General features: G+C 57.5%; 23 protein-coding genes. 5 read left to right on the top strand and 18 right to left on the bottom strand.

What is annotated here, in order from left to right; all coding sequences use genetic code 11:
* Positions 1–667 precede the first annotated feature (667 nt).
* Both VMV64_RS10630 and VMV64_RS10625 read right to left on the bottom strand, forming a co-directional pair.
* Entirely contained in the window at positions 668–1,513 is an 846-nt protein-coding gene (locus tag VMV64_RS10630) for a PA4780 family RIO1-like protein kinase (protein ID WP_325330088.1), read from the bottom strand.
* Between the two features lie 8 nt (positions 1,514–1,521).
* The gene (locus VMV64_RS10625) at positions 1,522–1,986 is read right to left on the bottom strand and encodes a DUF1456 family protein (RefSeq protein ID WP_325330086.1); all 465 of its coding nucleotides are present in this window, start codon (positions 1,984–1,986) and stop codon (positions 1,522–1,524) included.
* Positions 1,987–2,196: 210 nt separating this feature from the next.
* Here VMV64_RS10625 and ubiT point away from each other — a divergent pair, with 210 nt between their 5' ends.
* The 4 genes from ubiT (at position 2,197) to VMV64_RS10605 (ending at position 5,902) form a co-directional block, all read left to right on the top strand.
* Positions 2,197–2,676: a ubiquinone anaerobic biosynthesis accessory factor UbiT gene (ubiT, locus tag VMV64_RS10620; protein WP_325330084.1), complete on the top strand. Its 480-nt coding sequence runs from the start codon at positions 2,197–2,199 to the stop codon at positions 2,674–2,676.
* 184 nt (positions 2,677–2,860) lie between these two features.
* Entirely contained in the window at positions 2,861–4,909 is a 2,049-nt protein-coding gene (locus VMV64_RS10615; RefSeq protein WP_325330082.1) for a ribonucleoside triphosphate reductase, read from the top strand.
* Between the two features lie 34 nt (positions 4,910–4,943).
* Positions 4,944–5,138: an anaerobic ribonucleoside-triphosphate reductase gene (nrdD, locus tag VMV64_RS10610; RefSeq protein ID WP_325330080.1), complete on the top strand. Its 195-nt coding sequence runs from the start codon at positions 4,944–4,946 to the stop codon at positions 5,136–5,138.
* Between the two features lie 68 nt (positions 5,139–5,206).
* On the top strand, positions 5,207–5,902 hold the full coding sequence (locus VMV64_RS10605; RefSeq protein WP_325330078.1) for an anaerobic ribonucleoside-triphosphate reductase activating protein: 696 nt from the start codon (positions 5,207–5,209) through the stop codon (positions 5,900–5,902).
* 48 nt (positions 5,903–5,950) lie between these two features.
* Here VMV64_RS10605 and VMV64_RS10600 read toward each other — a convergent pair whose 3' ends face one another.
* From VMV64_RS10600 to napF, 5 genes are all read right to left on the bottom strand, one after another.
* Entirely contained in the window at positions 5,951–7,225 is a 1,275-nt protein-coding gene (locus tag VMV64_RS10600; RefSeq protein WP_325330076.1) for an FCSD flavin-binding domain-containing protein, read from the bottom strand.
* A 21-nt stretch (positions 7,226–7,246) separates the two neighbouring features.
* Entirely contained in the window at positions 7,247–7,822 is a 576-nt protein-coding gene (locus VMV64_RS10595; RefSeq protein WP_325330074.1) for a cytochrome c4, read from the bottom strand.
* Between the two features lie 198 nt (positions 7,823–8,020).
* Entirely contained in the window at positions 8,021–8,494 is a 474-nt protein-coding gene (locus VMV64_RS10590; protein WP_325330072.1) for a nitrate reductase cytochrome c-type subunit, read from the bottom strand.
* A 34-nt stretch (positions 8,495–8,528) separates the two neighbouring features.
* Complete coding sequence (napA, locus tag VMV64_RS10585) at positions 8,529–11,051, bottom strand: nitrate reductase catalytic subunit NapA (RefSeq protein WP_325330070.1); 2,523 nt, start codon at positions 11,049–11,051, stop codon at positions 8,529–8,531.
* A gap of 41 nt (positions 11,052–11,092) precedes the next feature.
* The gene (gene napF, locus VMV64_RS10580) at positions 11,093–11,623 is read right to left on the bottom strand and encodes a ferredoxin-type protein NapF (RefSeq protein ID WP_325330068.1); all 531 of its coding nucleotides are present in this window, start codon (positions 11,621–11,623) and stop codon (positions 11,093–11,095) included.
* Positions 11,624–11,814: 191 nt separating this feature from the next.
* Between napF and VMV64_RS10575 the strand changes: the two genes are divergently transcribed.
* The gene (locus tag VMV64_RS10575; protein WP_325330066.1) at positions 11,815–12,504 is read left to right on the top strand and encodes a Crp/Fnr family transcriptional regulator; all 690 of its coding nucleotides are present in this window, start codon (positions 11,815–11,817) and stop codon (positions 12,502–12,504) included.
* Between the two features lies 1 nt (position 12,505).
* On the opposite strand, the gene VMV64_RS10570 is transcribed toward VMV64_RS10575, so the two are convergent.
* From VMV64_RS10570 to VMV64_RS10520, 11 genes are all read right to left on the bottom strand, one after another.
* Complete coding sequence (locus tag VMV64_RS10570; RefSeq protein WP_325330064.1) at positions 12,506–14,002, bottom strand: cytochrome D1 domain-containing protein; 1,497 nt, start codon at positions 14,000–14,002, stop codon at positions 12,506–12,508.
* 2 nt (positions 14,003–14,004) lie between these two features.
* Complete coding sequence (nirJ, locus tag VMV64_RS10565; RefSeq protein WP_325330062.1) at positions 14,005–15,168, bottom strand: heme d1 biosynthesis radical SAM protein NirJ; 1,164 nt, start codon at positions 15,166–15,168, stop codon at positions 14,005–14,007.
* A gap of 82 nt (positions 15,169–15,250) precedes the next feature.
* Positions 15,251–15,742: an AsnC family transcriptional regulator gene (locus VMV64_RS10560; RefSeq protein WP_325330060.1), complete on the bottom strand. Its 492-nt coding sequence runs from the start codon at positions 15,740–15,742 to the stop codon at positions 15,251–15,253.
* Positions 15,739–16,182, bottom strand: a complete 444-nt coding sequence (locus VMV64_RS10555; protein ID WP_325330058.1) for an Lrp/AsnC family transcriptional regulator — start codon at positions 16,180–16,182, stop codon at positions 15,739–15,741. The genes VMV64_RS10560 and VMV64_RS10555 overlap by 4 nt, the downstream gene beginning before the upstream one ends.
* 8 nt (positions 16,183–16,190) lie before the next feature.
* Positions 16,191–17,231 (bottom strand): Lrp/AsnC family transcriptional regulator, encoded by a 1,041-nt coding sequence (locus VMV64_RS10550; protein ID WP_325330056.1) that lies wholly within the window; start codon positions 17,229–17,231, stop codon positions 16,191–16,193.
* 93 nt (positions 17,232–17,324) lie between these two features.
* Complete coding sequence (locus tag VMV64_RS10545) at positions 17,325–18,563, bottom strand: cytochrome D1 domain-containing protein (protein WP_325330054.1); 1,239 nt, start codon at positions 18,561–18,563, stop codon at positions 17,325–17,327.
* Positions 18,553–18,897 (bottom strand): cytochrome c, encoded by a 345-nt coding sequence (locus VMV64_RS10540; protein WP_325330052.1) that lies wholly within the window; start codon positions 18,895–18,897, stop codon positions 18,553–18,555. The genes VMV64_RS10545 and VMV64_RS10540 overlap by 11 nt, the downstream gene beginning before the upstream one ends.
* Positions 18,887–19,231: a cupredoxin domain-containing protein gene (locus VMV64_RS10535; protein ID WP_325330050.1), complete on the bottom strand. Its 345-nt coding sequence runs from the start codon at positions 19,229–19,231 to the stop codon at positions 18,887–18,889. Before VMV64_RS10535 ends, VMV64_RS10540 begins: the two co-directional genes overlap by 11 nt.
* 110 nt (positions 19,232–19,341) lie before the next feature.
* Positions 19,342–20,253 (bottom strand): ethylbenzene dehydrogenase-related protein, encoded by a 912-nt coding sequence (locus VMV64_RS10530; protein ID WP_325330048.1) that lies wholly within the window; start codon positions 20,251–20,253, stop codon positions 19,342–19,344.
* Between the two features lie 192 nt (positions 20,254–20,445).
* Entirely contained in the window at positions 20,446–21,036 is a 591-nt protein-coding gene (locus VMV64_RS10525; RefSeq protein ID WP_325330046.1) for a NapC/NirT family cytochrome c, read from the bottom strand.
* A gap of 156 nt (positions 21,037–21,192) precedes the next feature.
* On the bottom strand, positions 21,193–21,816 hold the full coding sequence (locus tag VMV64_RS10520; protein ID WP_325330044.1) for a c-type cytochrome: 624 nt from the start codon (positions 21,814–21,816) through the stop codon (positions 21,193–21,195).
* Positions 21,817–21,832 lie beyond the last annotated feature (16 nt).

Raw genomic sequence — 21,832 nt, 5'->3', positions numbered from 1 at the left:
GAGAAATCGATCTCTGGAAGTTACGCGAACCTGCATATGAGAAAACTGATTTCAAATCGGCACCAAAATAAATTGCTCCGTAGCCCGCGCCAATGCTTGGCTTCGGCGCACGAATTCGCAAGTTAACCGGACACTACTGATTTTGAAGTTAAGCAAATTGACGAAGACGATAATTTTAAAATGTCGCAAGGTGTCAGTTCAAGGACCGTTGGGTCCCACATCCGACAGAAGATTTTTGACTCACGGAAGCAGGTTCAGGTCGGCGCAAAACTCGGAGCACCTAGCATCCTTTTAGTCTACAACAATCTCGACCCCATGCAGATTTTCGGCACCGAGCAGCACGATTTCATCGCGGCTATGTACGGCGAAATGACTGTGGAACTCAAAGACAGTCGAATCGTGGATTCGTACCACGGCCGCAATTCATTGCTCCGCGATGACCACAATACTTCGTTCAGCGCAGTCGGACACCTTCGACATTCTGCTACCGGCCCAATCGTCCGGCTCTATGAAAACGCGTTCGCGCGTAACTCGCTGAACGTTGTATCGCTTCCGCCGTGCTTTGAAGTCATGTACGTTGAGGTAACTCAACGTGCCGCATAACCCGGCAATCAACCGGACCTGCGCGAAAAACCGCGCAGACAAGTGAATTCAAACGTTCTGCGAACTACACGACGGCAATCCGCGCCAAGCGCGCCGCCTCCGCAGCCCGTGCATCATCAATCTCCCGCATCACCCCAACCAGATCAGCCGGCTTTACAATGCGCTCAAAGCGACCGGTCAGCTTGACCTCGGCGTGCAGCTCGCCGCTCTCGTAGAGCGACCAGATCTCCTTGCCATAGTCGCTAGTCTTAAGGTCGGCGGCAAACTGGCCGAAGTAGTTCGCCAGGTTGGTGACGTCCCGGTCCAGCATGCTGCTGGCGTGGTTGTTGCCAGCAGCGTCAACCGCTTGCGGCAGGTCGATGATGACCGGCCCGTCGCTGCCGACGAGGATGTTGTACTCGGACAGGTCGCCGTGGACGACGCCGGCGCAGAGCATGCGCACCACCTGCTGGATTAATGCGTGGTGGTACTCTCTGGCGCGCTCTTCGGTCAGCGCCACATCGTTGAGCCGGGGGGCGGCATTGCCGTTGTCGTCGGTCACGAGCTCCATGAGCAGCACGCCCTCATGGAAGTTATACGGCTTGGGCACGCGCACGCCGGCGGCGGCGAGGCGGTACAAGGCGTCCACTTCGGCGCTCTGCCACGCCTCCTCCTGCGCTTTGCGTCCATACTTGGAACCCTTCTCCATGGCGCGGGCCTGGCGGCTGTTTTTCACCTTGCGGCCTTCGGTGTAATCCACGCTCTGGCGAAAGCTGCGTTTGTTGGCCTCTTTGTACACCTTCGCGCAGCGTATCTCTTCCCCGCAACGGACCACGAAGACCATCGCCTCCTTGCCGCTCATGAGTTGGCGGATGACCTCGTCGACCAGGCCGTCTTCGACCAGCGGTTCCATTCTTTTCGGAATTTTCATCTTTTCAATCAGCCTCGGTGACGAATGGTCAGGCCCTTTAAAAAATTCCGGAGGAGCTGATCGCCGCATGCCCGGTAGTTTTTATGCCCTTTCGTTCGAAACAGCGCGCTCAGTTCAGGTTTGGATACACTGAACCCCGCCAGTTCCAGAACTTTATGCATGTCCTCTTCCTTCAACTCGAAGGCAACCCGCAGTTTTTTCAGTATGGTGTTGTTGGTCAGTCGTTCCGGTTTGTTATCCTGGTTCGCCCTGGACTCCATCTTGCCTCTTTTGTATATGATCAGCCCGTCCAGAAACGACAGCATGACCTCGTCGTCGCACTCGACAAAGCCTTCTTCATCCTCTTTCTTCAGGAAGCTCGCGAGGTCGGATTGCGCGAGGTCACGCCCGGCCAGCTTAATGATCTCCACGACTTTTGCATCGCCAAGATCCAGCGCATATCGAACGCTGCGTAAAACATCATTATTGATCACTGCTCACTCCGATCTCATTCATCCAAAAACACCGCCATCCAGATAAAGCCTAGGGTTACCTAGGGCATACAAAATATAAGCGATTGATTATACGCTTTTTTAATCGTCAAGCGAAGATAGCGCCTTCAGCACAAATCCGGATGGGGCGTTGGCCTCAGCCTACAAACCGGATAAAATGATCCTGAACTAGTCTACTGAAGGAACAACCCCATGAACCTGCCCGCTTTCAAATTCCCCAAACCATTTGGCGCGGCTCTGTCGCTGTTGCCAGCCTACCCACATTCGCTGCTCTTCAGCCAGGCGCTGAATCTGGCGCTGGGCCGCATCATCCAGCCCGATCTGCTGGAACCGCTGCATGGCAAGCTGATCAGCATCCGCGTGACCGATGTGGGCGTCAGCTTTTTCTTCTCCATCAACGCTACCGGCTTTGTCGCCTGCAAGGAGGGGAAAACACCGGATCTGACCATCAGCGCCAGCGCTTACGATTTCATCATGCTCGGTACACGCAAGGAAGATCCGGACACCCTGTTTTTCAGCCGTCGCCTAGTGGTGGAGGGCGATACCGAACTCGGGCTGATCGCCAAGAATACGCTCGACGCGGTAGAACTGCCAAAACTGGAACTATCCCAGCTCATGCCCGGCCCGGTATTGGAAAAAGCCGCGTCCCGCCTGCTTGCCGCTGGGCGTTAATTTTTTGCCATTCATTCGGGATAACAAACCCCGCATCTCTTCTTGACATACCACTAGATAGTGAGTAAATTTAATTAAAAATCACAACATCTAGTGGTTTATGATATTTGTCAACCAAGCTATTCTGCTCCCCGGAGCGTAGCGCAAAGACCAATCTCACAAAAACAAGTCAGGAGACAGAGCAATGGCAGACAATCAGCCGGAAAGCGGCAGCATCAATCTGGTTTCACTTCTCAAGGGCGTCCTCAAGCGCGACGGCACGTTAGCCCCGTTCGACTCGGAAAAAATCCGTTCCGCTATCCAGCGGGCCGGCGCCGCTACCGGTGATTTTGACGCCAACGAAGCATTCCTGCTCACCGCCCAGGTGGTCAAGGTCCTGATCCACAAATTCCGCGCCGAGCCGCCGCACATCGAGAAAGTCCAGGACGCCGTCGAGCAGGTGCTGATCACCGCCAACCACCTCAAGACTGCCCGCGCCTACATCGTCTACCGCGAACAGCACACCAAGCTGCGCCTGGATCGCAAAACGGTGGTGGATGTGGAAAGCTCGATCAACGAATACCTCGACCAGATGGACTGGCGCGTCAACGCCAACGCCAACCAGGGCTACTCTCTGGGTGGCCTGATCCTGAACGTGTCCGGCAAGGTGGTGGCGAATTACTGGCTCAACCATGTCTACCCACCGGAAGTCGGCGTCGCTCACCGCGAGGGCGACATCCACGTGCACGACCTGGACATGCTGGCCGGCTACTGCGCCGGCTGGTCGCTGCGCACCCTGCTCCACGAGGGCCTCAATGGCGTGCCGGGCAAGGTCGAGGCCGGCCCGCCCAAGCACATGTCTTCCGCCGTCGGCCAGATCGTCAACTTCCTCGGCACCCTGCAGAATGAATGGGCCGGCGCGCAGGCGTTCTCCTCCTTCGACACCTACATGGCGCCCTTCATCCGCAATGACAACCTGCCCTATTCCTGCGTCAAGCAGTACATTCAGGAGCTGATCTACAACCTCAACGTGCCGTCGCGCTGGGGCACCCAGACGCCGTTCACCAACCTGACCTTCGACTGGGTCTGCCCGGAAGACCTGCGCGAGCAAATCCACATCGTCGGCGGCAAGGAAATGCCGTTCAGCTATGGCGATCTTCAGGTCGAGATGGACATGATCAACCGCGCCTACATCGAGGTGATGACCACCGGCGACGCCAAAGGACGGGTGTTCACCTTCCCCATCCCGACTTACAACATGACGCCGGACTTCCCGTGGGAAAGCGAAAACGCCACCCTGCTGTTCGAGATGACGGCAAAATACGGCCTGCCCTACTTCCAGAACTTCATCAATTCCGAGCTCAAGCCCAACATGGTACGCTCGATGTGCTGCCGCCTGCAGCTCGACCTGCGCGAGCTCCTGAAGCGCGGCAACGGACTGTTCGGCAGCGCCGAGCAGACCGGTTCGGTGGGCGTGGTCACCATCAACTGCGCCCGCCTTGGCTACCTCTACCAGAACAACGAGGAGGCCCTGCTCAGCCGCCTCGACGAACTGCTCGAAATCGGCAAGAACAGCCTGGAAATCAAGCGCAAGGTGATCCAGCGCCACATGGACGCGGGGCTGTTCCCCTACACCAAGCGCTACCTCGGTACGCTGCGCAATCACTTCTCCACGCTGGGCGTCAACGGCATCAACGAGATGATCCGCAACTTCACCCATGACGAGCACGACATCACGACCGAATGGGGCCACGCTTTCGCGGTGCGCCTGCTCGATCACGTGCGCGCCAGGATGCTCGCCTTCCAGGAAGAAACCGGCCACATGTACAACCTGGAAGCGACTCCGGCTGAAGGCACCACTTACCGCTTCGCCAGAGAGGACCGCAAGCGCTTCGCCGACATCATCCAGGCCGGCACCAAGGACATGCCCTACTACACCAACTCCTCGCAACTGCCGGTCGGCTTCACCGACGATCCGTTCGAGGCGCTGGAGCGGCAAGAAGTGTTACAGAAGAAATACACCGGCGGCACCGTGCTGCACCTCTACATGACCGAGCGCATCACCAGCGCGGAAGCCTGCAAGACGCTAGTGCGCCGCGCCCTGGAACAATTCGGCCAGCCTTATATCACGATTACGCCGACATTTTCGATTTGCCCTCAGCACGGGTATCTTGATGGCGAACATAAATACTGCCCGAAATGCGACCAGGAACGCCTGGCCGAAAAGCGCAACAAAAAGTTGGCCGCCGCCTGACCAACTACCTATAACATCACTAAAGGAGAGTGCCATGACCGATCTGTCCAACCAGACCAACCTCAATACCGATGAAATCGTTTTGACCGACGAGGAGCGCCAGCCCTGCGAAGTGTGGACCCGCGTAATGGGCTACCATCGACCTGTGGCATCGTTCAACATCGGCAAAAAAGGCGAGCATTACGAGCGCAAGTACTTCCAGGAATGCCGCGCCAAGCTGGCCGCTTAGTTTCGGCATGCCCGAAAGGTGCGAGAGCGTTCAACCGCTCTTGCATTTTTCGCTGCTTGTAGCTCATCTTGTCTACCCTACAAATCGGTGGCCTTACCCCGCTGACCAGCACTGATTACCCCGGATGCCTGGCGGCGGTGGTATTTTGCCAGGGCTGTCCCTGGCGCTGCGGCTATTGCCACAATCCCCATCTTATCCCCCGCGATAACGGCCAACTCGATTGGTCGGCAGTAATGAATTTCCTGCACCGTCGCCAAGGACTGCTGGATGCGGTCGTATTCAGCGGCGGGGAGCCTACCCTGCAAAACAACATCCAATCCGCCATCAGCGAAGTCCGCGACCTCGGCTTCAAAATCGGGCTGCATACCGGCGGCACTTATCCATCACGCCTGAAAGAACTTTTGCCCAGCCTGGACTGGGTAGGCATGGATATCAAGGCCTGCCTCGCGGATTATGCCAAGGTAACAAACACCCCGGAAAGCGGTGACAAGGCTTGGGAAAGCGCTGGGCTACTGCTGGAAAGCGGCATTCCGCATGAATTTCGCACCACGGCACACCCGTTGTATCACACCCCGGACTCAATACTGCGCCTGGCAGAGGAATTGCGCGGGCTGGGCGCAAAACATTACGTACTACAGGAATTCAGGCCCCAGGGGTGCGCCGACGCAGCAGTCAGCACTTACTCAGCCCGGGGACTTCTGGACGATGCCTTATGCAGCCGCATCGGCGCGATGTTCGAAACCTTCTCCGTACGGTACGCATAAAAAAAGCCCCGCACGCGCGGGGCTTGATCTTGCATCTACCCAGAAAGATCAGGTAGACATCTCGGTCAGGATGTTTTTGATCCAGCTACGTCCATAGATTGCTTCCAGCTCGGACAGATCCGGCGATACGCCACCGGAATTCGGCACGGCAATGGTTTTGCCTTCCGCCACTTTGTAAACGGCGGAAACCGTGACGGCTTCCTTGTCCGTAAGATAGCTGTAGCAGACGTTCACGTGGGAGGGGTCAATCAGGTCCTTGTCGTTCATCAACTGCACGATGTTGAGCGCGCACACTTTCGCCTGGGAATTGGCGGAGTAGCCCGACTTCGGCATCGCGCCAGCGATGGCGGCGTCGCCGATGATGTGGACATCCTTGGCGATGGTGGACTCGTAGGTCACCTGGTTGACCGGACACCATTTCTTGTCCTCGCCCACCACGCCCGCCTTGTGGGCAATCAGCCCGGCCTTTTGCGGCGGAATGAGGTTGACCACGGCACCGGCGATTTCTTCCACGCCGGTATCGACGCTGCGCTTCTTGGCATCGACCTTGACCACCTTGTTGGCGGCGCGGTAGTCGATCATGCCGTCGTAGTGCTTCGCCCATCCCTTGCGGAACAGGCCGGCCTTGGACACGATATCCGGATTGGCGTCGAGGGCGATGATCTTGGAACCCGGCTTGTGGCTCTTCAGGTACCAGGCGATCTGGCTGATCCGCTCATAGGGCCCGGGCGGGCAGCGGAACGGGGTCACCGGGATCGAAAGCACTACCGTGCCGCCTGCCTGCATATCCTCCAACTGCTTGCGCAGCAGGAGGGTCTGCTCGCCGGCTTTCCAGGCGTGGGGAATGACCTTTGGCGTTGTTACCGGGTCGTAGCCCTCGATTTCCTCGAAGCGGAAGTCGATGCCGGGAGAAAGCACCAGGCGATCATAGCTGAGGGTGCCGCCGGTAAGAACGACTTTCTTGGCGGCAGTATCCACTGCGGTCACTTCATCGTAAACCAGCTTGACACCGTGATTGGAAGCCAAGCCCTCGCGCGTGATCTTGTTTTCGTCCAGCTTGCGGCTGCCGCCAATCACCAGGTTGCTGAACGGGCAGGAAATGAAGATCTTGTCGCGATCGATCAGCACCACTTCGATGGAAGGGTCGTTCATGCGGATGTACTTGGCGACGATGGTGCCGCCGTAACCGCCGCCAACCACTACAACGCGGCGCCCCTTCTTCGGCATGATTTCAGCCGCGTTCGAGATAAAGGGCGCACCGGCCAGTCCAACGCCAGTGGCGGCACCCACCAATTTAATGAAACTTCTGCGATTCATAGTCATGTTGTTATCCTCCGGATACCGTTATTGCTGGCTTGCGTAGAAGTTAATCAGGGCATCGAGTTCATCCTGGCTCAAGCCCTCGAATTTTTCCGCCATTTTCTTCGGCATTGGACGCTTCTTCGACTGGAAATCGCTCACGTTAATCTGCAGATACTCCTTCCACTGGCCGGCAATCACGCCGCCATCCTCGGACTCGCGCCCGCCTTCCTGATGGCATTTCTTGCAGTTCTGCTCATGCACCTGCTTGCCCTTGGCCACTTTGGCTGCATCAACATCCTGCTTGTGACGGATGAACTTCTTGTCGCCAAAGAATTCGCCCATCGCCTTGAAGTCGTCGTCGGTATAAGCCTTGGCCAGCCGACCCATGATGCTGGAAGGCCGCTCCCCGCTCTTGAACTTCTTCATGGAGTCTTCGATATACGCGGCAGGCTGGCCGGCAATGATCGGCATGCTCGGGCCTGCGCTGGCGCCATTGGTGCCATGGCAACCCGCGCAGGTGTTCGATAGCATCGCGGGCGTGGAAGGGGCCGCCCACAGCGACGAGCTAACAGCGAGCCCCCCTGCAAGCAAAGCAAAATTGATCAGCTTGAGATTCATTGTTCCTCCTTTTATTCGGTTATTGATATTACGACAACCAACGCACCATATCCTTGGCGCTATTCGCGGGGCCGCTGATTAAGCCCTCTGTGAACCCGCAGGACTTAATTCGGACTATTCCGTCAAGTTTAGTGTACTACAATAAAAATCCTCCGCAACAGTGATTTCTGTTGCGGAGGATGGTTGTAGCGCAAAAGCTCAGTTTCCGGCCTTGATCGACTGGAAAGTGTTGCTCACCAGCGGTTGCGCGTTGGCCTGCGGCACGTGGCACTGGGTGCAGTTGTAGCGCCCCATCCAGATATGCTTCAGCTCCTTGCCCTCCCGGTCCCGGTAATGGCTGTCGCCGATCTTGGGTGCGTTTTCCTCCTTGAAGAAAGGCCGGTCGTGGCACTCCAGGCAGCGGTTCGCCTTGAAATCGATACGATAGCCATCGATCTTGTGCGGGATCAGCGGCGGCTGCTGTTCGAAGTTGCGCACTATCCTTTCCTGCTCGCCAGGCGTCTTGCCGACATATTCAGTCATGGCTGGCACCAAATCCTGTTCGGTCAGCTGGTTTGGACGCAGTCCCCTCACATCGGCCTTCTCCGCCGGAGTAGTGGCGCAGGACGCCACGAACAGAACAGCAGCAACCGCAGCGAGCATTGTCGCGGTCAACGAGTAATGAATCTTCATTTGATCCTCCATCGAGTCAATATTTAGCCTGGCTTCAGGCCTTCACCACCTTAACCGCACATTTCTTGAAATCGGTTTCCTTGGAAATGGGGCAGGTCGCGTCCAGCGTGAGCTTGTTCACCATGCGACTTTCGTCGAAGAAGGGAATGAACACCAGCCCGACCGGCATTTTGTTGCGGCCGCGGGTTTCGACACGGGTCATCACCTCGCCGCGACGGGTCACCAGCTTCACCGCGTCACCGCGCTTGAGGCCGCGCTTCTTGGCATCATCCGGGTGCATGAACACCAGCGCATCCGGGAATGCCTTGTACAGCTCCGGCACGCGCCGCGTCATCGAGCCGGTGTGCCAGTGCTCCAGCACGCGGCCAGTGCACAGCCACAGATCGTATTCCTTGTCAGGCTGCTCGGCGGCCGGCTGGTAGGGCAGCGCAAAAATCACCGCCTTGCCGTCTGGGTGTCCATAGAACTTGATTCCTTCGCCCTTCTTCACATAAGGGTCATAACCCTCGCGGAAGCGCCACAAGGTTTCCTTGTTGTCCACCACCGGCCAACGCAGGCCGCGTGCCTTGTGGTACTGCTCGAAGTCGGCCAGATCGTGGCCGTGGCCGCGACCGAAGGTGGCGTATTCCTCGAACAGGCCCTTTTGCAGGTAGAAGCCGATCATTTCGGAATCGCTGTTCGGGTAGCCCTTCTGAATATCCGCCATGGGGTACTTGTTGACCTGACCGTTGGCGTAAAGGACGTCGTACAGGGTCTTGCCCTTGTATTCCGGCATCTTGGCGATCAAATCCGCCGGCCACACCTCCTCCACCTTGAAGCGTTTGGAGAATTCGATGTACTGCCACAGGTCGGAACGCGCATCGCCCTGCGGCTTGACCTGCTGGCGCCAGAACTGGGTGCGGCGCTCGGCGTTGCCATAGGCGCCTTCCTTCTCCATCCACATCGCAGAGGGCAGGATCAGGTCGGCAGCCAGCGCTGACAGGGTCGGGTAGCAGTCGGACACGACGATGAAGTTGGCCGGGTTACGCCAACCTGGATAGACCTCGCCGTTGACGTTGGGCCCCGCCTGCATGTTGTTGGTGGTGGAAGTCCAGTAGAAATTGAGCTTGCCATCCTTCAGCATGCGGCTTTGCAGCACGGCGTGGAAACCGGGCTTGTCGGGAATGGTGCCAGCGGGCAGCTTCCAGATTTTCTCGGCAATTTCACGGTGTTTCGGGTTCATCACCACCATGTCGGCGGGCAGGCGATGCGAGAAAGTACCCACCTCGCGCGCCGTACCGCACGCCGAGGGCTGGCCGGTCAGCGAGAACGGGCCGTTGCCGGGCTCGGAGATCTTGCCCACCAGCAGATGGACGTTGTAGATCATGTTGTTGACCCAGGTGCCGCGGGTATGCTGGTTGAAACCCATGGTCCAGTAGGACACCACCTTGGTCTTGGGATCGGCATAAGCCTTGGCCAGTTCCTCCAGCCTGTCCTTGGGCACACCGGAGATTTCATGGGCCTTGTCCAGGGTGTATTCGGAAACGAACTGCTTGAACTCGTCGAAGGTGATCGGCGCAGCCTTGTTGGGGTCTCCCTTGGGTTTGCCATCGGCACCGGGGTAACCGTTATTGCCGGCAACCTGCTCGAGCGGATGGTTGGGGCGCAGGCCGTAGCCGATGTCGGTCACCCCCTTCTTGAAGTTGACATGCTTCTTGACGAAATCCTCATTCACCGCCTTGTTCTGGATGATGTAGTTGCAGATGTAGTTGAGGATCGCCAGATCGGACTGCGGCGTGAAAATCAGCTCGTTGTCCGCCAGTTCGCAACTGCGGTGGGTAAAGGTGGACAGCACATGCACCTTGACGTGCGACGCGGTGAGACGGCGGTCGGTAATGCGCGACCACAGGATCGGGTGCATCTCGGCCATGTTGGAGCCCCACAGCACGAAGGCATCGGCGTGCTCGGCGTCATCGTAGCAGCCCATCGGCTCATCGATGCCGAAGGTGCGCATGAAGCCGGCCACGGCGGAAGCCATGCAATGGCGGGCGTTGGGGTCAAGGTTGTTGGAGCGGAAACCGGCCTTGAACAGCTTGGCGGCAGCGTAGCCTTCCCAAACCGTCCACTGGCCGGAACCGAACATACCAATGGCGGTCGGGCCCTTGGCTTTCAGGGTTTCCTTGACCTTCAGCTCCATGATATCGAAGGCTGCATCCCAGCTGATCGGGGTGAATTCGCCGTTCTTGTCGAACTTGCCGTCTTTCATCCGCAGCAGAGGCGTGGTCAGGCGATCCTTGCCATACATGATCTTGGACAGGAAATAGCCCTTGATACAGTTCAGGCCCTTGTTGACCGGCGCATCCGGATCGCCCTGGGTTGCCACTATGCGGCCACCCTTAGTGCCGATCAGCACGCCGCAACCGGTGCCGCAGAAACGGCAGGCGCCCTTGTCCCATTTAATGCCGGTATCGCCGCCCGCCGCCAGCGCTTCCCGCACGCCCGGCACCGTCACCCCAGCCGCAACGGCCGTCGCGGCTACTGCACTGGTCTTGATAAATTCCCGTCGCGTCAACTTCATTTAAGACCTCCTCGCAAAAAATCATCGTTTCCCAAAATCGTTCAAGCAGCCGCTTCCGCAAGTATCTCGCCGATCGTTACGGCGGAAACCGGGCATGGCCCATAACACGCCCCACAGCCGGTGCAGGCCGCAGGATCAACTTCCGGCCGGGCAACCGCGCCGACAGAAATTCTGAAGCGGATGGCGCCAGCCGGGCAGGACTCACCGCAGGTGTGGCACACCACTTGCTTCAGGGCCAAGCAGGATGGTTCGATGATGGCCTTCAATAGTGGCCAGGGCGCATCGAAATTCCGCTTGTTCAAGGCGCCACTTGTGCACTTCCCAGCGCAGTCGCCGCAGAAAGTGCACTCTCCTTTGGAAAAATTCACTTGGGGGAAGCCGCCCCGACCGGTTTCCAGGATTTTCTCGGGACAAATTCCAACGCAGTCACCGCAACGGCTGCATGCCTCCACAAAATCCGGCTCGGCCACCGCCCAAGGCGGACGGATTACTTGCTTGGATCCATTGAAATTCCCGCGGATAAATTGCGCGCGGCTAATGCCGTTTGTCACAGGACATAATCCCACTTTCATATCGTGGGAATAAGATTGCGCGCAAACGGTTTCACCGGCCTTGACATAAATCAAATATTTCGAATATCTTGCGACAAACCAAACCTACAAGCACGCTACACTGCATAAAATTGCATTCCGATATGTAAATCGGTAGTATTTTCTGTTGCTTACCCCGCAGCGATACTGACCGACTCCCGAGAGGAAATGATTTGAGCATCACCAAGGTTCACGCAATTCTGGCCAATCTCCCCCTGTTCAAGCAAATGGGCCCGGAAGAAATCGGCCGGATCGCGCAAAACACCAGGGAATTGCACACTACGCGCGGGGAAATAGTGTTTCAGCGGGGTGATCCGTCCCAGGGCTTTTACGTCGTGGTTCACGGCCAGTTGAAGCTGGCATTCTCATCGCCGCAGGGAGTGGAAAAGGTGGTGCATCTGGTTGGCCCCGGCAAAACCTTCGGGGAAGCGGTGATGTTCATGGGCATGCCTTACCCGGTCTATGCCCAGGCTCTGGCCGATTCCCTGCTGCTGCATATTTCCAAAACGGCCGTGTTCGATGGAATCGAGCGCGATCCGATTTTCTGCCGCAAGATGCTGGCCGGGCTAAGCAGCAGGCTGCACAGCCTGATCGGCGATGTTGAAGCCTACAGCTTGCGCTCCTGCACCCAGCGAGTAATCGGCTACCTGCTGCAACATGACTGCGACAATCCTGACAGCTGCAAGGATCTACACGTCAATCTAACCGCCAGCAAAACCGTGATCGCCTCGCGCCTCAACATCTCGCCGGAAACCTTTTCCCGGGTCCTGCACGACTTGTCCGCAGCCGGTCTGATCAATGTCAAAGGCAAGGACGTAACCATCCTGGATATGGGCAAACTCCGCGCCTACGGCCAGCAGTAAATCAGTGGCTGGTCCCGGCTGAGCGAGTAATCTTATTGTAGACGTTATACTTGCCGGATGGTTTCTTCATCGGCAGTCGCTTGACCTCTCTGAGGGTGGCCGCATCGTAGATCACCAGCGCGCCATCCATCTCCCACACGCTGACCAGCGCATATTTGCCGTCGCGGGTGAATTCCACGTGCGCCGCCGTCTTGCCCGGAATCGGGCGAAGAATTTTCACTACTTCCAGGGTGCGCTTGTCGATCAGCGTCATCGCGTCACGACTGGCCGGGTTGCCGCTACTGAAGCCGTCGGTCCAGGCATAGGGCGTGTTTTCATGGCTGCGCATGAAGAAGCCGGGGCCGATTGTCTTGATTTGCTTCACCGTCTGCCAGGTGGTCATGTCGATCACGCTCACCAGCGCTTCTTTCAAATTGGGCGTCGCCATCACCGGACGACCCTGATACTCCCAAGTAATGCCGGAACCCAGGTGGGGCATGCCCGGCAAATCGATTTCCGCCACTTTCTTGCCGGAATCGAGATCGATCACCTGCCCCTTCTGCCCGTCCCGCGATGCGCCGATCAGGTGGCGGTAGGTCTGATCGAAAAAGAAGTCATCCAGATAGTTATCCACGGCGATGCGCCGCACCGGAAAATCCTTATCCCCGTAGGGAATCTCCCACACCTCCTTCACATCCTTCAGCGCCGCGACGAAGCTGCCGCGCGGTTCGGCCTGGTACACCGCGGAAACCCGTGAAGTCTTGCCGGACCGATCGGCAGTTGGAATCACCTTGATCAGGGTAAGATCCTCAGCATTCAGCAGCACCAGCGAATGAGGCAGGTAATTGCCCACCAGCACCGTCTTGCCATCGCCGGAAACGGCGATGTTGCGGGTGTTGATGCCGGCGCGCACCTCCGCCACGGTTTTCAGGTTGTAGATATCGAACTTGCTGACCCAACCGTCGCGCGAGGCGAAATACACAAAGCGGCCATCCGGGGAGAACTTGGGCCCGCCGTGCAGGGCGAAGCGGGTCTGGAAACGGTGGATCGGTTCGAACTTGTCGCCATCCAGGATGGTGGCGTGGTGATCGCCCACTTCCACCACCACAAAGAGGTTAAGCGGGTCGGCGTCGAATACCGGCTTATCCGGCAGAGCCTCGGTGACGTGCTGGAGATGCGAGGTAATGATCTCGTCCGCGCCCCACACCGGCGCCTTGGCCAACGGCTGGTAGATCAAGCCCACCAGCGCCTGGATCTCGTCCTTGGCGAGCTTGTCGGCGAAGCCCGCCATTTGGCTGGCGATGCGCCCTTCGGCAATGGTCTTGAACGCCTCGGGCCGGCGCAGGCGCTCCAGATTCTCCGGCAGCAGCGCCGGCCCGGCGCCGCCCAGGCGCTCTGCGCCGTGGCAAGAAGCGCAGTGGTCGGCGTAGTTTTTTTCAACCGGCTGACCGGCGTAGGCGGCAAACGCCAAGAACAAACCCGCCACAGAGACACAGAGACACAGAGATTTTTTGATCATTTTCAACTTTCAGTAGCCGCCTCAACAGCGATGCCGATTTCATCATCATCCAGATAGCAGGCGGGGTCTTCCGCCCACGGGTCGCCGCTCACCTGCCAGGCACGTACCCGGGTGTTGCCGCCGCAGATATCGAAATGCCGGCATGCGCCGCAGCGCCCGCCGACCTTGCGCGGATGCGCCTTCAGCCCGGCCATGATAGGGTCGGAGGTGTCCATCCAGATTTCCGAGAACGGCCGCTCGAGCACATTGCCGAGATTGTAGTTCCACCACATGGTATCGGGATGGACATTCCCCAGATTGTCGATATTGGCGACGTTGACGCCGGAGGAATTGCCGCCCCACTGCGCCAGCTTGGCGCGGACATGTTCTTCAAGCTGCGGGAAATTTCGCCGCACCCAGAACAGCAGATAGGCCCCGTCGGCATCGTTGTTGCCGGTGACAAATTCCTTATGCCGGCCCTCTTTCTGGTAACGCCAGCAAGTATCGAACAACAGGTCCATCGCCTGCCGGGTGGTCTGATGGAATGCATCGTCCTTGCGGTTCTTGTTGCCCCGGCCGGCATAGTTGAGGTGCGACAGGTAAAACTTGTCCAGATCTTCTTCTTCCATCAATTGCAGCAAGCCTGGCAAATCGTGCGCATTATCCTGGGTCAGAGTGAAACGGATGCCGACCTTGATGCCGCGCAACTTGCACAGGCGGATGCCGTGCATGGATTTGTCGAACGCACCCGCCATGCGGCGGAATTTGTCGTGGGTTTCCTGAATGCCGTCCAGGCTCACTCCGACGTAGTCGAACCCCACCGCAGCGATGCGGTCGATGTTACTTTCGTCGATCAGCGTGCCGTTGCTCGACAGACCCACATAGAATCCCAGCTCTTTTGCACGGAGGGCAATCTCGAAAATATCCGGGCGCAGCAGCGGCTCGCCGCCCGACAGGATCAGCACCGGCACTCGGAAGTGCTTGAGATCGTCCATCACGGTAAAAACTTCCGCGGTGGACAACTCGCCGGGAAAATCCTTGTCCGCCGAAATCGAATAGCAGTGCTTGCAGGTCAGGTTGCAGCGCCGGATCAAATTCCAGATCACCACCGGCCCGGGCGGATTGCGCTTCGACCCGAGTGGCGTGGGCTGGGCAATTTCCTGCATGAATTGGGAAATACGAAACATAGTTAACCTCTGGTAGTGGGTGATGAGTAAGGGGCGATGGGTACAAACCGCCCTTCACTCATCACTCTTGATTCATTACTCCTCACCCGCTTATCCGCAACCCGGTTTTCTTCAGGATGCGCGTGCTGTAAAGAATCTCATGGCCACGGTCGGCGTCGCCGAGCAATTCTGCGATACGGCGTACCTGCTCCTCCACCTCACCACGGTCATGGCCGTGCACCATGGCAAAAAAATTATAAGGCCAATCCGGCAGATGACGCGGGCGATGATAGCAGTGGCTGACAAAATCCAGCGCGCCGACCCGTTCACCCAGTTCGTCCACCTTCTCATCGGGGACATCCCACACCGTCATGCCATTCGCCTTGTAGCCCAGGGCGTAATGATTGGGCACCGCACCGATACGGCGGATCATGCCGGTTTCGAGCATGCGGCGCATACGCGCCATCACCTCTTCGGGGGAAATCCCAACCTGCCGGGCAACCGCGTGATAAGGCTGCGGCTCCAAGGGCAGGCCGGACTGGGTGGCCAGGACAATACGGCGGTCGATCTCGTCGAGTGGGGCTTCGAGTGTCATACCGCCAGCCTCAGTCCGACAAAATACTCCTTGATCTTGGGCATGTCATAGACCGGATAACCAGTTTCCTGTTCGATCTTCCTGAGCGCCTCCGCATGATCCTGGGGTGTTTCGGTGGCGAGCACGAACCACATACTGAGCACATGGTCGCGCGCATAATTATGCGCGACCTGTGGCATCGCGTTGACGATTGCCGCCACCCGCTCGAAATCGGACTCCGGGATTTTCATCGCTGCCAGGCTCAGGCTTCCGCCCATGCGCTCCGCATGGTACATCGGGCCGAAGCGGGATAGAATTCCTTGCTTCAGAAGCTGGTCAATTCTTGAAATCAGCTCCGGCTCGGTGGTCTGGAGCCGCGCCGCGACCTCGGCAAAGGGGCGGTCGCAGACAGGGAAGCCGCCCTGCAGGGAATTGATGATTGCCCGGTCCAACTCATCCATCGGAATATTCAGCTCCCGCTGGCCACGTTGCGCAGGGTAGCCTGCTCCGGGGCAGAATCTGCCACGTAGCGGGCACCGCATTGCTTGAAGCGGCGACGGCTGAACAATACTTCGTGGGCGATATCCTGCAGGCCGCACCGCTCCTTCAACTGAGCCACGAGGCTCAGCACTTCGTCGCGGTTCTGGCCATGAATCATGGAAAACAGGTTATAGCGCCAGGCCGGCAAACGCCGCGGCCGCCGGTAGCACAGTGTGACAAAATCGAACTTGCCGATGCAGTGCCCCAGCGCACTGACCCGGTCGTCGGGAATGTCCCATACCACCATCGCGTTGGCGCGATAGCCGAGCTCATGGTGGCGCACCACCACCCCCATGCGCTTGATGATGCCCTGTTCCGCCAAGTGCGCGAGCCCGGCGATCACTTCGCTCTCGGTGAGGTTAATGCTCGCCCCGATTTCCGCGTAGGGACGCGGCACCAGCGGCAGTCCTTGCTGGACCGCGCCAATCAGCGCAGTTTCGGATGGCTGCGGCACAGCCGCCCGGTGCAGCGTATCCGACGGGGAGGGGGCACGCCTCGCGGTAGCGCTACGTTGCCCCTGATGCGGCTGGACCAAGTCGAAGCCGAGATCGATGTGATAGTCTTCAAGCATCGGCAAATGCAGGAGCGGGCAGCCGGTACGATGCTCAATCTCGCCCAGTACCTCGCGCACCCGCGCCTCGTCGGCGGCGGCGACGACGAACCAAAGGTTATAGTGGTGCTCGCGTTCGTAGTTGTGATTCACTTCGGCGTAGCCGTTCACCAGCTGCGCCACTTCATCGAGCTCCGCCGCAGGAACGGCGAGCGCGGCAAGCGCGCTGGAGCCGATGCTATGCGGTCTGAACACCGCACCAACCCGGCTCACCGCACCACGCGCCTGAAGCTGAATTAGCGTTTCCAGCACATCGGCTTCACTTACCCCCAAACGTCCGGCCAGCACGCCGAACGGCGCCGGCACCAGCGGAAAATCGCGCTGGAAATCGTTGAGCAGATGAAGTTCGAGCTCCGTCATTTTAGGGCCTCGCCGGCAACAGGATGAAAGCAGTGTGCACTACCCATTCAGGGCTAGCCTTGCTCTAGGTCAAGTTTCCGGTTATTCGGTCACTCACAGACCGATGCGGTGGGCGCGCGGCGTAAAGAAAATGCCGCTGGGCTTGTCGGCCGGCAACTCACCGATTTTTTCGAAGGTTTCGGCATCGTAAATCTCCACCCGATTCTCGTCGCGCACCGACACCCAAACCTGTTCGCCCCTGGGGGTGAATTCAAGGTGCAACACACCCTTGCCCGGTTTCAATGTCTTAACAATAGTGCGGCTCGGCACATCGATCACCTGCACTACCTCGTTGTGCGGAAAAGCGAAATTGACCCATACCTGGCGATTATCCGGGCGCGCCACGACGAACACCGGCTGGCCGTGGACGGGAATGCGCCCGGCCTCGGTCCATTTGTTCTGGTCAATGACCAGAACTTCATGTCGCCCCACCGCCGGCACCAGCAATTCATTGCCGGTCGCCGCCCAACCTTCGAGGTGCGGCATCTTGTACACCGGCAGCTTCTGCTCACCCTTGCCGTAACCGTTCAGCACCCTTTTCACGCCGGCCGCCACATTCCACAAATCCAGCAATGCCAACCCATCCTCGCCGAACAGCCCGGCCAGATAATAGCGCCCGTCGGCGGTAATCATGGCGTCGTAGGGCTCCTTGCCGATATTCTTAAACTTGGTGAGTTTTGGTCTAGCCGGGTCGCGCAGGTCGCCCACCCAGATTTCACCCGCCTCGAACAGGCTCCACACAAACCGGTTGCCGGGCGCATCCACCAGCCCAATCACCTTGGAGGGCTTGCCCGCATCGTCGATAGCGGGAATGTCAGCCACCAAGTCGAGCGTTTCTGCATCGAACACTTTGACGCCGCCGGGCGTGTAGTTCGCCGCCGCGATCAGTTTGCCGTCCTGGGAAATCGCGCCACCGATGCTGTTGCCCGACTGCATCACGCGCTTGACGATACGCATTTCAAGCAAATCCACCTTGGTCAACCCGCCGTCGCGGCCGAACACGAAAGCATAGCGCTCGTCGCGAGAATAATTGACCGAGGCATGGGACAAGTCACCCAGGCCGACAATTTGGCCAAGCCGGGTGCGGCGAGTGGTTTCCACCACCTGGATGCTGCCTGCGGCGCGCTCGATGACCACCCCAAGGTCGCCGGTGCCGCGCAGTTGCGGAGTGGCGCAGCCGGCAAGACCGAAAACGGTAAGAAACAAGAGCAGGCCACGAACGAACACGAATCGACCTGAATCATTTCGTGAAAATTCGTGGAAATTGGCGACAAAAAAGGAATTAATGTGCATCGGGTAGTCCCTTCAACAGAATATCGACTATCCAGCTGGCCTCAGCCTCGGTCAGGAACGGGTTCCACGGCGGCATCGGCGTGCCGCCGCGCCCATGCAGGATGGTCTGCTTCAGCACCTCGGGAGATTTTTCCCTGAGCGCTTGCGGGGTAAGCGGCAGACCGAGCCCGCCCTCAAGCCGCAGCCCGTGGCAGGAACCGCAATCCTGGCGCACCAGATTAAGTAACTCCGCTTGGCGCGCGGGAGAAGGCAAATCGGCAAAGACCATGCCGGGGAAAACCACCGAGAGCAATAACCCGCTGATCCGGCAAATCCGGGAAAATCTATTCGGCAACTTCCACGACTCCGGTCATTTCAGGATGAGGTCCGCAAAGGTAAGGGTAAACACCCGGTTTATCAAAAGTGCGCTGCCAGGACTCTCCAGGAAAAAACCGTTCGGACTCCGGGAAGCCCTCTTTCTGAAACCAGACGGAATGGTTGTTGCGTTTCTCATTATTGACCCACTTTACCGTGGCGCCCGGCTTGATTTTGATCTGCTGCGGCTCGAACTTCATTTTCTCGATGCTGACCTCGACAACCTCGCCCGCATGAGCCAGGCCAACCGTCAAAACAAGTGCGGCGGAAGCCGCAATCTTGAACATTCGAATCGCTATGGAATTCATCGTCATTCACCTCTCTTCGCAAAAAAAGAAAACACCTGCAACGGCGCGGGCCGCATCCCCTTTTCTTGAATACTACTGCGTGAATGCGGGCGGGGCCTGCCCCGCCCGTGCTTGAATTATTGTTTTACTGCGTTGATACTGGCGCCTGCATTATCCAGGCCGAGCGTGTATCCGAATGAGACATAGTGGTAACGGCCTACGGTATAGTCATCATGAATGGCGAAGCCGAAATTGTATTCCTTGCCTGGCTGTAGCGCCACGTCGCCATCACCGCCTTTGAGCCTGCGCGTAAAATTAACCGTCCAGGTATCGCCACTCAACTCACCCTTGGCTTCCTGCAGCGCCTTCCCACCTTCCATCACGCGCTTGTCTGCGATATGTCCATCGGCCATCTTTTGTCCACTGCCGCTCCTGAACTGAAAAATATCGAAGAACTTGCCTGCAGCCAAATTACCGTCTTTAACATATTTGGTTTTCTTGTCATCCTTAACACCGGGCATGGTGCGCACATCGTTATGACAAGTTGCCCAGCACCCTCCCGTGGAATCAAGCTCGACCTTGCCGATCTCTTCCAGCATGACCGCCAGCTTGAGGGGGTTGTCAGGATCCATCTTGTTGCCGCTATGAAAGCCGGTATTCTTCCAGGTGAAGCGTAGATACAGGTTATCAGCATCATGAGAGGCTTGCACGCTCACCGGGATGCTGCCCGGCTTGCCCTTGATAGGGTCGGGCTCAAGTGCCGTGTTCTTGGATTTTGCCCCGGAAAGAATTTTTGCTCCGATTTCGGCCGACTCGTTCATCCCGGTTTTCTCATCGACATGACAGCCCGTGCACGGCTCGCCCTTTTTGACGGCCTTTGCGCCCCCATGTTCGGTGCCCGTCAATATCCACTCCATACCCGAACTACCCGGGTAAAATACGACAATTTTCTTGGCTGGCGCCTGGCCCACATCGGCGGCGAATACAGGCCCAATGGCACCCGCCATGGCCAGACTTAATGCAGAAACAGCAATCACAGGCTTGATCATCGCATTCCCTTTATCACAATTGATTTCACAACCATTGAACAAGATTACTTAAATTCTGCCTCTCAAGAATGCATCGGGGAGCAAGAGCTCCCCGGGTATCAACTATTCAGGCAAGTCGTCCGGGCATATTCCCTTCTTCCCTTCAAACATTTACACCGTCTTGGCGCTTTTGAATCAGACCCGACTCAGTCTTTATTCGGGTGCGCCTTCGGGCAGCTTATGAGCAATGCCCTTATGGCAGTCTATACAAGTCTTGCCAGAGCCTGGCTCTGCGGCCTGAGTATGTTTCTTCTTGGCCATCTTGTCCTGCACCTCCATATTCATCCCCGCGTAGCTGTGGCAGTTGCGACATTCGCGCGAATCCGAGTTCTTCATTCTGGCCCATTCATGCTTCGCCAGTTCCAGCCGTTTGGCCTCGAATTTTTCCTTGGTATCGATGGTGCCCGTCAGCTTGCCCCATACTTCCCCGCTCGCCTGAATCTTGCGCTGCATCTTGTGAATCCAGTCCTTGGGAACGTGGCAATCGGAACAGACGGCGCGCACGCCGGTGCGATTCGAGGCATGGATGGTTGTTTTGTATTCCTGATAAACGGTATTCTTCATCTCGTGGCAGGAAAGACAAAACTCAAGCGTATTAGTCGCTTCCATCGCGGTATTGAAGCCACCCCAGAAAACAATACCCGCAATGAAGCCCCCGCCCAGCAACGTCAACAACGAATAACGGGCGCTAGGGCTACGCAGCGCCACCCACCAGCCTTTTCTAGAATTTTGTGCATCCGACATACCGAACCCTTTAATTTAGTGCTACAGCCGCATTCAACCAGTTGAAATGCCATATTACTGAACACGCCATATGGCGCCATTCTCAATGGCTCAATTTTTCTTCCGAATATGCCTGGGATGCTTGCGCTTCCCAGGCGTCATCGAGCGTCATGCGTATTACTTGAAGCTGCCATAATAATGAATAACGGCTTCAATACCGGCCTTGTCCAGTTCTTCCAGCTTCGGCTTCATCTTTTTGGCCATGGGTCGCTTACCTTCAGTAAAGAACTTGATCTGCTCATCCAGATAAGCCATCTTCTGGCCCGCCAGAATACCAGAGTCGTCACTTGCCACACTGCCGCCTTCGGAATGGCATTTTTCGCAAAGCTTATCGTGAAGCCCTTTACCCTTCTTCGCCAATGCCGGATCAAACTTCTGCGGGGTGCGAACAAATTTCTGCTCGGCAAAATATTCTGCTACTTGCTTGATATCGCTGTCGCTCAAGTCCTTGACCGCCTGACACATATCTGATTTGCTGCCCTTCTTGGCACCGCCAGGAATCTTGACCTCCGGGCAGGGACGTTCCTTGCTCTTGTATAGCTTCAAGGCACCCGTCATATATTCTGTTGAATAGCTGCTGATATTCGGAATAGCCGCCTCCGTGCTGGAGCCACCCTTGCCATGACAGCCGACACAACTCTCGGTCAGCTTGCTCACATCGGCGCTTGCGCCTGTTGCAACAGAAAAGCCGAATAGGGCACCAACTGCCAACAATCCATATCCAGTGTAATTTTTCATCATAATCTGTCACCGTTCC

This window comes from Sulfuricella sp. (assembly GCF_035531155.1).
Classification (GTDB): Bacteria; Pseudomonadota; Gammaproteobacteria; order Burkholderiales; family Sulfuricellaceae; genus Sulfuricella.
The sequence above is the reverse complement of the archived record's forward strand: the minus strand, read 5'-3'. Positions and strand labels throughout refer to the sequence as shown.